The organism is Corynebacterium sp. LaCa_282, from assembly GCF_057198125.1.
Map to the genome: position 1 here is coordinate 2,004,789 of NZ_CP191095.1, position 13,297 is coordinate 2,018,085.

The window sequence follows — 13,297 nt, forward strand, 5'->3', positions numbered from 1 at the left end:
TGATCCTACATCATTAATTAACGGGCAAATGCTTCAGATAGCTCGGGGAATAGTGGGTGTTCCGGAGCTATTCCGGTCAGCTCAGTTGCCAGGGAATCCGTCGCCGCGCGGTCGCCCGCAGCGTCTTGCAAACGTTTTTGAAGCTCGACTGACTCCGCATCCTCAGGAACATCAAAGTCCAAGGCAGCTCTCACAGCTTCGACCAAAGAAGTAGCTTCAAACCCTCGTTCTGCCAATTCGGCAGCGGGTCCGATGAACCGTTCGTTACGAGAAATCTTCCGCAATGGCGCACGACCTACTCGGTCGGTAGTGTCGGGAAGCTCTGGATTTTGGAATCGCTTTAGAATCTTATCAACGTACGCCTGCTGGACCTCAGGATCGAAGTCGAATTTCTCGATAATGAGCTGCTTCGTTTCTGCCAAAACAGCGGCCACTTTTCCACGGATTTCCTCGCGCGACAAAGCATCGGAGATAGCGGAGATTCCTTGCTGCTTTCCAAAGTACGCAGTCGCTGCGTGGCCCGTATTTACAGTAAAGAGCTTCCTGGTGATATACGGCGCGAGGTTATCTACCCAAGTAATTCCAGAGATATCGGGAACGTCAACGCCAGCCTGTGCAAACGGCTCAACTTCCACGGCCCATTCATGGTAGGTCTCAACAGTTACATCCAGCGCTTCAGCGCCTGTCCGACGCTCTTGGTTCGGAACGATGCGATCGACAGCAGTATTAGGGAAAAATGCCACCTCATCAACCTCTGGATAGACCTTGCGGATGGCATCAGCCAGCCCATCAGTGGCGTTGATCGCATTTTCGCATGCCATCACAGGCACCCTTGCGCTACCAGCCGCTGCACGACGCCTTAACCCCTCTGCAATTGAAGGCGCGATAAGTCCCAGCACAGTGGGACCTACTGCAGTAGTAATCATGTCCGCATCAACTATCTCCGCATACAGACCTTCCTCGTCTTCTGCGGAGTTCACACCGGAAAAACCGGTCACCGTTACGTCCCGAGCGTCAGCGCCCACTTCGTGCACGGTATAAGAATCAAGATCGTTCAATAAGTTGATCAATGGTTCAGCAACGTCCGCGAACTTTAGCTCGTAGCCGGCTTCATGCAGGATTGCTCCCACAAATCCACGACCAATATTTCCCGCACCGAAATGCAATGCCTTCTTAGTAGCCATTACTTATTCACCTTTTCGAAAATTTCGAGGATCTCGTCCTTCGTTTTGGCCTGTTCAAGCTGCTCCACGGTGTCTGCTTTGCCAAAGATTTTGGCAATTTTCGACAATGTCTTGAGGTGAGAGCCATCTGCACCAGCGATACCGACAATGAACGTGGCGGGCTTGCCGCCCCAGTCTACGGGTTCATCCAGACGGATAAAGGAGATGGCAGATCCTTTGATAGATTCCTTTGCCTCATTTGTTCCGTGCGGGATTGCCAGACCATTGCCCATAAAGGTGGATACGGACTTTTCGCGTTCATGCATTGAATCTACGTAAGCTTGCTCAACCGCCCCTGCAGACACTAGCAATGCTCCTGCTTGGTCAATTGCTTCTTCACGGGAAGTTGCATGCCCATCGAGGACAATCGTTTCCGGACGAAGTACGTCAGTACCGGCAGAGTCATTCTCGGACACAGCATCCGAAGCTGCGGGGTCTTCTGCAGCATTTTGTTCGTCTGCAATTGGAGCTGTGGTGGAAGATTCACCAGATTGCTGCTCGCGAATTAGCTCTACCACTTCGTCATAACGCGGCGAGGCCATGAAGTTATCCACTGTTACGTGAATAGCAGACGGCGTTGCTGGTTTTGCACGCTCTGCCAAGTCCTCGTGAACGACGACGAGCTCGTAATTATCTTTTAGATTATTGACTGCCGAATTGGTGACGGTGACTACGTCTCCGAATCCTGCTTCCTTAATTTTATTCCGGAGCACGGAAGCGCCCATCGCGGAAGAGCCCATTCCGGCATCGCAGGCAAAGACAACATTGCGAATCTCAGGGGACTCTTCTGCAGATTGAGAAGAAAGTGCCCCTGCTACAGAGGATTTCTTCCCCTTCATAGCCTCCATATCTGCGGTGGCCTTATCCAAGTCGTCTGTGCCCTTCGTGAGTTTCAGAATCGGCGCAGCGATAGCAAAGGACACTGCAGTGGACGCGAGAACTGCAATAGTTACCCCGAGATAAGAATCGGACGCGACGGTTCCGTAAATTGCGATGATTGAGCCAGGAGCTGCAGGCGAACGAAGTCCAACGTCCATAATCGTGTTGATGGCAACACCGGTCATTCCGCCACCAATTGCGGCAAGCAGAAGCTGCGGACGCATCAGCACGTAAGGGAAATAAATCTCATGGATACCACCGAAGAAGTGGATCAGAGCGGCTCCAGGAGCCGTTGCTCGGGCCGACCCCACGCCAAAAACCATGAAGGCAAGCAGGATTCCCAAACCAGGTCCTGGGTTAGCTTCCAAGAGGTAGAGGACCGACTTACCAGTCTCTGCTGATTGGTCAGTCGCCAGCGGGGTAAGAACTCCATGGTTAATGGCGTTGTTGAGGAAGAATACCTTCGCGGGTTCGATCAAAGCGGAAGTTAGCCACAAGAGGTTGTTGGAGATAAGGAACTCCACGGCCCGTCCAGCAATGTCCATGATGAAGTTCATCACTGGTGTCAGTAGGTACATCGACGCGATAGCACCAGCGAAGCCGAAAATACCCAGTGAGAAATTATCCACTAGCATTTCGAATCCAGGGCGGACTTTTCCGGCCCACAAGGATTCAAGCTTCTTGAATAGCCAGGCAGCCAGTGGGCCGCAAATCATGGCGCCTAGGAACATAGGCGACGAGTGTCCATCTTCACCAATCCACTCTGGGGCGGACGTACCCATAATGACACCCATCGTGACGATGGCACCTACCACACCACCACGAACTTCATGCACCAACTTACCGCCGGTAAATGCGATAAGAATCGGCAACAGATAAGTCACCATGGGGCCGACCATCGTATTTATCTTCTCGTTGGGGAAGAACCCGTCAGGGATAAATAGAGCGGTGAGAATACCCCAAGCGATGAAAGCGCCGATATTCGGCATAATCATCGAGGATAAGAATGTTCCGAACTTTTGAACGGCGACGCGAGCACCGCCCTTTTGTTGTTTCGTCTCAGCCATGCGCACAATCCTTCACTAACAGCTGAGTGCGTGCGAACTAAGCACACGCACAGTGGGAACGATTTTAAATTATTGATTTCATCAATTACTCCGTCATTTTAGCCCCTTTGCAAGCGGAACTTTAATTTTAAATGCATAATAATTTCTTTCGGCCCACTTTGATGAGGGCATCGGGCCCAGTCGAGGTAATTCCTTTAGCTAGATCAGCAGGAACACGCTGGTAACGAAGCTCCTTGGCTGCAGCTCGTAGGCGATGCGGAAGGAGAGGGAGGCATCGGCAAGCAGCCGCGCCCCTTCCCTACCGGACCGCTAGCGGGTGGCGCGCTCCAGCATCTCCAGGACGTGGTGGTAATCCTCGCCGGTGGCGCGGGACATGCCCAGCTCACACGTGCGGTTGGTCGAAGCGTGATACTGCGCGCCCAGCTCCGTGACCTGGGCGGCCTCGGCGCGGGTGGCGGACTCCGTGAGCTCTGGGTGGAGCATGCCGCGGTCGCCGGCATAACCACAGCAATTCCAGGCGGTGGGGATATGCACCTCCGTAGCTGCGGCCCGGGCGACCTTTTCAACATCGCCCATCATGCCGAGCTGGAACACCGAACAGGTCGGGTGAATCGTCATAGATTCCACCGGCTGGGTGGTCTCGAGGCGCGGTAGCAGCGTATCGGCAGCAAAGCTCAGCGCATCGATGACGGTAATGCCGATGGATTCCAGCATTTCCTGAAAGCCCGCGGTACAACTGGACGCATCCACGATCACGGGCAGGCGGGCGTTATCGGTGGCCTCCATAATGCTCTCGCGCACGCGCTGTTCCATGATGTCGTGGCCCTTGCGCATGCCCTTTGAGGACCATGGCGTTCCGCAGCAGAGCTTTTCGATGCCCATAGGAACCTCCAGCGCGATCCCCGCCCTCTCCAAGACGGTAATGAAGGCTTCTGTGGCGCCCATGCCCTCACCTTGTGGGGCGAACATGGAGTTTACGCAGGCTGGAAGGTAGATTCCCGAGGTCTCAGCGTAGCGATCTCCCACGCGCCCGGCCAAGCGCTCGCGGGACTTGCCGCCCTTGCCGAGCTCCGGCTGGTATCCCGGCACAGTATCGGGGCCGATGAGCGAGCGGGCGACATCGGTAACCTTCGTGACCAACTGTGCCGGCAACATGTGCGCGCCGGTTAGCGCCGTTGCGGCACCGCGGCTGGTGACCTGCCAATTTTTGGCGGCGGTGGACCAGACCTTTTCTTCTGCGGCCCCGGCATTCTCGTGGCGCAGTTTCTTAATGAATTTACCGGTATCAATGCCCACTGGGCAGGCGGTTAAACACATGGAATCCACGGCGCACGTATCGATGCCCATGTACTCATAGGCCTCATCGAGTTCTGCAACCAAGTGCGTATCGCCACTTTCTTGCGCCCGCTGGCGGGCACGGCGCACCACGATGCGCTGGCGCGGGGTCAAGGTGAGATCCCTGGACGGGCACACCGGCTCGCAATAGCCGCACTCAACGCACGGGTCGATTTCTTCTTCCACCGTGGGGTTGAGCTTGATATTTGTAATGTGCGCATCGGGGTCATCGTCCAAGATGACACCTGGGTTCATCGTGCCGGCGGGATCGCAGGCACGCTTGAGCAGCTGCATGACCGCGTAAAGCTCATCGCCGTACTGGCGGCGCACATACGGGGCCATGGCACGGCCGGTGCCGTGCTCGGCCTTGAGGTTTCCCTCTGCCGAAAGCACCAAGTCCACCATTTCCTCATTGAAGTTGTTATAACGGCCAATGGCGCTATCGCCTTCGAAGCGGTCCGTTAGAAGGAAGTGGATATTGCCGTCTTTCGCGTGGCCGAAAATGACCGCATCATCGTAGGAATAGCGGGTAAAAAGCTCCTGCAAGGAGGAACAAGTATCGGCCAAATCGCCCACCGGCACCACAACGTCTTCCAAGAGCGCCGTGGTTCCGGAGGGCCTTGCTTCTGCTACCTGGGCATACAGGCCCTTGCGGAAGTTCCACGCGGCGGTGCGGGTGGGGATATCGGCAGAAAACTCCGCCGGTGCTTGCAGGTCCAATTCGCGCAATAGGGACGAGCCCTTGTTCTCTTTTTCCCGCAGCTCTTCTTTGTCATCGGATTGGTACTCGATGAGCAGTGCGGCCTGCGAATCCACGTCGAAACCGGTAATGGCCTGCGGGACCGTATCGAATCCTTGGCCCACGCGAATGGAGGCAGAATCCATCAGCTCCAGGGTGGCGGCACCGGTCTCCACCAATGAAGGCAATGCCTTCGTAGCGGCGGAAAGATTATTAAAAACCGCCACGGTGGTCGTCGTGAGGGCTGAGATGTGCACGGTGCGAAAGACCGCTTCCGCGATAAAAGCGAGTGTTCCTTCAGAGCCCACCAAGAGGTGCTCAAAGAGCTTGACGGGGCTATCAAAATCCAGGAAGGAATTAAGCCCGTAGCCCATCGTATTTTTCAGCTTGAAATGGCGGCGGATGATATCTACTGATTCCTGATTATCGCGCACGCGGCGTTGCAAGCGGGTCAGCGTATCCACCAGCTCGGGTTCTTGCGCTTGGAATTGCCGGTCCGCATCCGCGTCCGCGGTATTGATCACCGTGCCAGAAGGCAAGACAAAGGTCAGCGATTCCAAGGTGTTGTAGGTATTGAACTCGGTGCCGCAGGCCATGCCGGAGGAGTTATTCGCCACGACGCCGCCGATGGTGCAGGCCGCCTCGCTCGCCGGGTCCGGGCCGAGCTTGCGATTGCGCAGCCCCAACCGCGCATTGACCTGGCGCACGGTCGCCCCTGGCTGCACGCGCACCCGCTTGCCGTCATCGAGGATTTCTATGCCCCGGAAATGCTTGCGCACATCCACCAGGTAGCCCTCGCCGGAGGCCTGGCCGGCCAAGGAGGTACCGCCCGAGCGCAAGGTCACCGGGATGCCCTGCTGCCGCCCCGCTTTGAATATGGCGGCCACGTGTTCTGCCGAGCGCGCTTCAATCACGGCCTTCGGGGTGTAGAGGTAGTGCGAGGCATCGGAGGCATAGGCCACCCGGTCGATGATGCCGGTCTTTACCTTCGGCCCATCCTGCGGAAATAATTGGTCGATCTTAAGGGTGCCGGTAGTCATATGCGGCGACCTGCCTTCCCAGAGAAGCATAGAGAATGTTACCTAGTGCACATTTTCGCCTCGTTTCTCGACAGCGCGCAAGTAAGGCAACCCATATAACTTCGGCGCCGCGCACCCCTTTTGGCCTCCGCGATTCCCCCGCATGTGCCACTCGCCACCCCTTGCCACCAGCACGGGGTGATCTTCATCTATCCTAGAATGCGTGTCTGCGAATTTGAATAAACACTTAGGAACGTTATCGAAGCGTGGCCGCAACCGCGTGCTGGTTGGCGACCTCGATTATGCGGGTATTACCGGCAAGGTTTATACCCCTGCGGAAGGCCAAGGCCTGCCCGCCGTCGCCTTTGGCCACGACTGGATGCACAAAATCAAGGATTACCACGCCACGCTGCGCCACCTCGCCAGCTGGGGCATCGTCGTGGTCGCCCCCAATTCTGAGACCGGCATGTTCCCCGATCACCGCAACCTGTCTGCAGACATGGAATCTGCGTTGCAGATCGCCGCTGGGGTAAAGCTCGGAACCGGCAATATCACCGTATCGCCGGGCAAGCTCGGCATGATAGGCCACGGCATGGGCGGCGGCACTGCGGTTTTGAGCGCGGTCGATAACCCGAAGGTCAAGGCCGTCGCAGCGATTTACCCCGCCGTAACCGCTCCGTCCGCCGTCGAGGCCGCCCGCAGCCTCGATACGCCGGGTATAGTCATTGGCTCTGGTCGCGATGACTTTTTCAATGCCGGAAATCCCGCCAAACTGGCCTATAACTGGCGCGGCCAGGTGGCCTACCGGGCCATCGATAAGGGCACGCAGGCCGGCTTTAGCGAAGATCGCTTCCGCAAATTGGCCATCGGTTCCGGCGCCTTCCAATCCGGCCCCACCGAAATCGCCCGCGGCCTCGTCACCGGCTTCTTGCTCTCTACCCTTGCCGGCGAGTCCGCCTACGACGGCTTTGCGGATCCTGAGGCGAGCGCGAAGAAGGTAGAAAGCTTTACCGGCGATGACCTGGCCGAGCGCGCCGGCGTGACCCGCGATGACTAAAAGCTAACTCGCTGAACTAGACCTATCCACGTCGCAGCACAGATTTCACCTGCCCCGATGCGTTATTGACACGCGTTGGGGCAGCACTATTTCGGCGCCACGTTCCAGCAGCTGCTTGCCGATGCCCCACCGCATCACCGTCCCTTCCCCCGCGCTGCTCATTTTTGGCCTGCTGCACGGCCTTGGCTGTGGACTTTTCTAGCTCGTCTTGGGCCTTAGCCAGGCTTTTTTCAAATTCCAGCATGCGCCGCGCGGTGCGCTCGCGAAATCCCTGCGCGAATTCTGCGAAATCGTTATTCATTACCACTGCCCTGCCTTTCGTGCAGTCACGGATGGTTCATCTGAGCTTGGCGCTGGCGCAGGCTCGGGGGCCGGGGCTGGTTGCGGGGCTGGGGCCTGTGGCTGCGCAGGTTCCGGTGCAGGCGCTGGTGCAGGCTCAGGTTGAGGTTGCGGCTCTGGCGCAGGTGCTCCAGCTCCAGCGGCTTCCGCTGCCTGCAGGTGCTGTACCTTTTCTGGAGGCGGGGCCGGCTCTTCCACCTGGGAAAGCTCCGGAGGTGGCTCAATTGTTCCGTCTTCCGGGCAGGGTTCAGGCGCGGGCTCGGGCTGCGGCTCAGGTTCTGGGCACGGCTCCGGTTCTGGTTCTGGTTCTGGTTCAGGGCAAGGTTCTGGTTCAGGCTCCTGTGCGGGCTCGGGTTCCGGCTCAGGCGCAGGTTCCGGTTCAGGCTCTGGGCAATCTGCATCGGCGATATTTTCCAGGCACTCCGCAGCACCCTCAATGATGAGGCCTACGCCCACCAAAGCGATTCCTGCACCGACGATTCCCAAGCTGCCGCTGCAGGAGGACTCGATGTCACAGGCCGCATCATCTTCCACGGCAGCCGGTGTTGTTGGTTCTTTTTCGCATTCAGAATCTTCCGGCACAGGCTCAGGTACTGGGTCCTGTTCTGGCTGCGGTGCGGGTTGTTCCTGTTGTTCTGGTGGGCAGTCTTGTGGTTTGGGTTCCGGCTCAGGATTCGGATCTGCGTGCGCCGGAGTGGTCGTGGATTCGTTCTGTCGAGGCGGCTCGTTTACGAAACCGCGGCACTGTTGGCACTGGCACCCGGAAGGGTGCTGCTCAGGTGCGGGTTCAGGAGCCGGCTTCGGAGCCGGTCCTGGTTTCGGCTCCGGTTGCGGCTCGGGAGCTGGTTTCGGCTCGGGCGCGGGTTGCGGTTGCGGTGCCGGCTTCGGGTCTGGCTTCGGGTCTGGCCTTGGCTCCGGGGTCGGCTCTGGCATCGGTTCCGGCTTGGGTGGGCACTCAGCGGTAGATGCGGGTTGCGTCGGCTGCGCTGGCTGTGGCGGGTTGGAAGTGGTGTCGCCCCCGCCATCGGGCATCGGACGCGTGGGAGCTGGCGTATCTGGGCACTTTTCCACCGGTGGTGGGCAGGAATCCTCCTCGGCCTCTGCCGGCTCGGGGCATTCCTCAGGAAGAGGCCGCTCACAGACGCATTCGCAGCGCGACTCAAACTCGTCATAGCAGGATTCAATGGCATCATCGCGGTCCCGGCACGTGCTAGCGATGGAGTCATTGGTGTCATCGATGATCTTCGCACCAATGGTAGAGACGATGGGAATAATGAACTTGGCCAGCGGGTGCCTGGTAGCCACCATGGACAAGATATTGAGCAGTGGGATTACCGCAGAAATCAGCTCGGTGAGTGCGGTATCGGAGGTATCGACGACATCGGAAATAGCGCCCGAGCATTGCTTGGCAGAGTCAGTAAGCTGCTTGCCTTCATCGCGGTGGATATCAAAGTCTTTTTGAATGCCGGTCAGGTGCTCGCGCAAGGTGCCGTTAGCAACATCGGAGTCGTCAGTGCGCAAGAAATCCGCAAGCCCCTTTCCACCACCGTGCGGGAGATTGCCGCCCACCGCGGAAATGGTATGGCGCAGAATGTTTTGTGGGGCGATTCCATCTACCGCGCTGATGAGCTCACTCAGAAGCCCCAAGGGCATGCTGGGGCCGGAATAATGTCCCAGGCAGGCCAGTTGGAACTGCGAAATGGCGGCGGAATAATCCCCTAAAAGCGACTTAGTCAACGTACTCATTAGTCCACTGCCTTTCCGCTTTCTCCTGCAAAGGAGCGGCTAAAGCCGGCATCGTACGTGGCGAATGCGCGCATCTGATCGTGCGCTGCCTGGCCCGTGGCAGAGATATTGTCTAAGCGCCACGTTCCATTGTCATGAATGCGCGCGAGGATGCTGCGTATGCGCTCCCCGTGGCCGGAAAAATTCCGCCCAGCCGCGGCAACGGGAAAGTCTGGAACATCGGCGCGGTGGGCTTGGCGCTGTTCATCGTTGGCGCTTATAGCTTGTTGTAGTGCGGACATCGCCTCTGCGGGGCGAAGAAAAACCTCAGACATCGGTATAATCCCCAAATCCATATGCGGTAAGTGTGCTCACCTTCATTGGACTGGGGTTTATACCAAATGGTTCCCGGTACTTCTTATTTTCCTGCCTATACCGAGGCGACGACGGCAGAAAGCCTACCCGCCACCTTGCGGGCATGTTCCTCTTCTGCAGCTTCCACCATGACGCGGAACAGCTCTTCGGTGCCAGAGGGTCGGAGCAGGACGCGGCCGGTTTCCCCGAGCTCTTCTTCTGCCTCGACGATGGCCTGCTTGACCTCGGCAGAATCCATGATCGCTGCCTTATTGGATACCGGAACGTTGATGAGCACCTGCGGCAATACGGTCATCACGGAGGCCAATTCCTTCAAGCTCTTTCCAGACTTGGCCATACGCGCCATGATGGAAAGGCCGGTGAGGGTGCCATCGCCAGTAGTGGAGTCATCGGGAAGCACGACGTGCCCAGATTGCTCGCCGCCCAAGGAGAAATCGCCGCGGTGGAGCTCTTCGAGCACATAGCGATCGCCCACTGCCGCGTGGCGGACCTCAATGCCCTGTTCTTCCATGGCGAGGGTCAGGCCCAGGTTGGACATGACCGTGGCCACCAGCGTATTAAAGCGCAGGTCATTGTCTTCCTTCATCCCTACCGCGAGCAAGGCCATGATCTGATCGCCATCGACGACGTTGCCTTCGGCATCGACGGCGAGGCAGCGGTCCGCATCGCCATCGTGGGCAAGGCCCAAATCGGCACCATGCTCAAGCACCGCTGCCTGGGCTTTTTCAATATGGGTGGAACCACAATTTTCGTTGATATTAAAGGCATTGGGCCGGTGATAGATCGGGATGACCTCAGCGCCTGCTGCTTCATAGGCGCTCGGAGCAACCTTTGAGGCCGCGCCATTGGCCGTATCCACGACCACCTTAATGCCGCTCAAGTCAGTGGAGACGACCTCCTTCAGGTGCGCTAGATAGCGCTCACGGCCATCGGGCGCCTCCGAGATAATGCGGCCCAGCTTGGTGCCCGTCGGGCCCTCCTCAACGAGGTTATCCATCGCGGCCTGAATCTTATCTTCCACGCTATCCGGCAGCTTTTTGCCGCCTGCGGAGAAGAACTTAATGCCATTATCTGGCATCGGGTTATGGGAGGCAGAGATCATCACGCCGAGATCCGCTCCGTAATCATCCGTCAAAAAGGCGATGGCTGGGGTAGGAAGCACCCCCACGCGCACAACGTCCACACCGCGGGATGCCAAGCCAGCGGCGATGGCGGCATCGAGCATCTCGCCCGATACGCGGGGGTCACGGCCGATGATTGCCAAGGGGCGGCGCTCATAAGATTCGCGCTGCGCAGTAAAGACCTCCGCAGCCGCTTGTCCCAGCGTCAAGGCCAAAATGGGAGTCAGCTTTTTATTCGCGAGGCCGCGAACTCCATCGGTTCCAAATAGTCGAGTCATGCAGACAATTATGCCTTGTTAGTCCCGCGGGTCGCATGTTTGGGGCATCGGCAAGCGGGCTAATTAGGTAACCAACATCACGAAAAATGTCCTTGTGATGAAAAGCAAAATTTGCTTAAAGTCGTACTTTTTGGCATTTATATGAAATTATTAGCTAGGTTATACTTCACTCTTTTGCCCTAGAGAGGATCAACGATGAACGAACCTAGGTCTTCAGGTGACAAGTCACCTGAAACTACCTCGCAGAAGGCTCGCTCAGCCATTGCGAAAGCCGCTTCTGGGGAACGCGCTATTCATCCAGCCCTCATTCCCGGAGTAAGTGTCGAAAACACCCGCGCAGATTTCAAGACCAATAAAACCGTCTTTGCGGTAGCCTTGGCATCAACCTTCGCCATCATCCTGTGGGCCATCATTGCCCCAGATAATCTGGCAAACACAGGAAGCACCATGCGGGCATGGGTCGTCCAAAACTTTGGATGGCTATTTACGATCATCATGATTGCCACCACGGCATTCCTGCTGACGATCGCCATCGCCCCAACCGGAAAAATTAAGCTCGGCGCCGATGATTCCAAGCCTGATTTCTCCCGGAACGCCTGGATCGCCATGCTCTTTGCCGCCGGTATGGGAATCGGCCTGGTCTTCTACGGCCCGATGGAGCCGCTTGCCCTATTCTTGACTCCCCCGCCTTATCTCTCCGGCGTCGAATCCGGCAGTCAAGAAGCCATCCTTCCTGCCTTTGCCCAGGCAGTGCTGCACCACGCGACGTTGCCATGGATGATCTTTGCGCTGGTGGGCGGCGCGCTTGCCTATGCCGCTTATCGACGCGGCCGTATCCCGCTCATTTCCTCGCTATTTGAACCCCTCATTACGGATTCGAATAACCGGGTATTTGGAAAGATCGTCGATATCTTCGCAGTGTTGGTCACCCTCTTCGGCACGGCGACCTCCCTGGGTATCGGCGCGCTGCAGATCCGTACGGGTACCTCTATCCTTACCGGCAAGCCCCTCGAAGGCAACGGAATCATGGTGGTGATCATTACGATCCTCACCATCCTTTTCATTCTTTCCGCAATGTCCGGCATCAAGCGCGGCATCCGCATCCTGTCCAATATCAACATGGGCTTGGTCATCGGACTCGCGGTCTTCGTGCTCATCACCGGGCCGACGCTCTACATTCTGGACCTGCTTCCCGCCTCCCTGCTGCAGTTCTTCAAGCACTTCGAAGACATGATGTCCCTGTCGGCCTCCCAGGGTGAACCGGAAAAGGAATTCGTCACCGCATGGACCATGCTGTACTGGGCGTGGTGGATTTCTTGGTCGCCCTTCGTCGGCATGTTCATCGCGAAGATTTCCCGCGGGCGCACCATTCGCGAATTCGTCTTCGTCATCATGCTCGTGCCTACCACCCTGTCGCTTTTCTGGTACGTCATCTTTGGTGCCACCGCAATTAAGACCCACCTGGACGGAGACGGAATCGAGATCGAAGGTTCCGGCGAGAATGTGATGTTCGATCTCATGAGATCGCTGCCGCTATCTAGCATCACCACGGTCATCGTCCTCCTCGCTGTGGTCGTCTTCTTCAATACAGCCGCTGACTCCGCTACCAACGTCATGGGCTCCATGTCCCAATCAGGTCGACCAATCCCCTCGACATCGATTTCCGTTATTTGGGGCGTTGCCCTGGGTGGCATTTCCTTGTCCCTGCTGCTCATCGCCGGCAAGGATGCGCTCAGCGGCCTGCAGTCCATCATGGTCTCCAGCTCGCTGCCGTTTACCTTCATCCTCATCGGCATCATGGTGGCGTGGGGCAAAGACTTGGCACGCGACCCCGCAATACTGCGCAGGAAATACGCACATGCTGCCATCGAGCGCGGCACCCACTTGGGCCTCCAAGAACACAATGGCGACTTCGTATTCAGCTCTTCTGCCGTTCCAGAAAACCACGGTGCTGGGGCTGAAATTGAAAACGATGACCCGTACCTCCACGAGTGGTACACCATCAACGCATCGGATGAGTACCTCGCAGAGCAGGCAGCCCTCCGCGAAGAGCGCCGCGCCGAGCTCAAGGACTTTGCACAGAAGAAAATCAAGGGCAAGGACGCAGAAGACGATGAATAATCTCCCTGCCTAACCGGCC

At 57.4% G+C, this 13,297-nt stretch carries 9 protein-coding genes; 2 read left to right on the forward strand and 7 right to left on the reverse strand.

The window, feature by feature from the left end:
• Positions 1-17: 17 nt before the first annotated feature.
• The 3 genes from ACP8KU_RS09390 to ACP8KU_RS09400 all read right to left on the reverse strand — a co-directional run bounded on the left by ACP8KU_RS09390 (position 18) and on the right by ACP8KU_RS09400 (position 6,283).
• Positions 18-1,184 carry a mannitol-1-phosphate 5-dehydrogenase gene (locus ACP8KU_RS09390; protein ID WP_284628595.1) on the reverse strand — a complete coding sequence of 389 codons (1,167 nt, stop codon included), beginning with the start codon at positions 1,182-1,184 and terminating at the stop codon, positions 18-20.
• Positions 1,184-3,169, reverse strand: a complete 1,986-nt coding sequence (locus ACP8KU_RS09395; RefSeq protein WP_484483639.1) for a PTS mannitol transporter subunit IICBA — start codon at positions 3,167-3,169, stop codon at positions 1,184-1,186. Before ACP8KU_RS09395 ends, ACP8KU_RS09390 begins: the two co-directional genes overlap by 1 nt.
• 309 nt (positions 3,170-3,478) lie before the next feature.
• Positions 3,479-6,283, reverse strand: coding sequence for an FAD-binding and (Fe-S)-binding domain-containing protein (locus ACP8KU_RS09400; protein WP_484483640.1), 2,805 nt, complete (start codon positions 6,281-6,283; stop codon positions 3,479-3,481).
• A 202-nt stretch (positions 6,284-6,485) separates the two neighbouring features.
• On the opposite strand from ACP8KU_RS09400, the gene ACP8KU_RS09405 reads away from it, so the two are divergent.
• Complete coding sequence (locus ACP8KU_RS09405; protein ID WP_284639896.1) at positions 6,486-7,319, forward strand: dienelactone hydrolase family protein; 834 nt, start codon at positions 6,486-6,488, stop codon at positions 7,317-7,319.
• A 22-nt stretch (positions 7,320-7,341) separates the two neighbouring features.
• Here ACP8KU_RS09405 and ACP8KU_RS09410 read toward each other — a convergent pair whose 3' ends face one another.
• From ACP8KU_RS09410 to glmM, 4 genes are all read right to left on the reverse strand, one after another.
• Positions 7,342-7,620 carry a hypothetical protein gene (locus ACP8KU_RS09410; RefSeq protein ID WP_023016768.1) on the reverse strand — a complete coding sequence of 93 codons (279 nt, stop codon included), beginning with the start codon at positions 7,618-7,620 and terminating at the stop codon, positions 7,342-7,344.
• Positions 7,620-9,404: a hypothetical protein gene (locus ACP8KU_RS09415; RefSeq protein WP_484483641.1), complete on the reverse strand. Its 1,785-nt coding sequence runs from the start codon at positions 9,402-9,404 to the stop codon at positions 7,620-7,622. The genes ACP8KU_RS09410 and ACP8KU_RS09415 overlap by 1 nt, the downstream gene beginning before the upstream one ends.
• The gene (locus ACP8KU_RS09420; RefSeq protein WP_034653448.1) at positions 9,404-9,718 is read right to left on the reverse strand and encodes a hypothetical protein; all 315 of its coding nucleotides are present in this window, start codon (positions 9,716-9,718) and stop codon (positions 9,404-9,406) included. Before ACP8KU_RS09420 ends, ACP8KU_RS09415 begins: the two co-directional genes overlap by 1 nt.
• 95 nt (positions 9,719-9,813) lie before the next feature.
• Positions 9,814-11,157 carry a phosphoglucosamine mutase gene (glmM, locus tag ACP8KU_RS09425; RefSeq protein ID WP_005277129.1) on the reverse strand — a complete coding sequence of 448 codons (1,344 nt, stop codon included), beginning with the start codon at positions 11,155-11,157 and terminating at the stop codon, positions 9,814-9,816.
• A gap of 195 nt (positions 11,158-11,352) precedes the next feature.
• Between glmM and ACP8KU_RS09430 the strand changes: the two genes are divergently transcribed.
• The gene (locus tag ACP8KU_RS09430; protein ID WP_284899356.1) at positions 11,353-13,278 is read left to right on the forward strand and encodes a BCCT family transporter; all 1,926 of its coding nucleotides are present in this window, start codon (positions 11,353-11,355) and stop codon (positions 13,276-13,278) included.
• Positions 13,279-13,297: the final 19 nt, after the last annotated feature.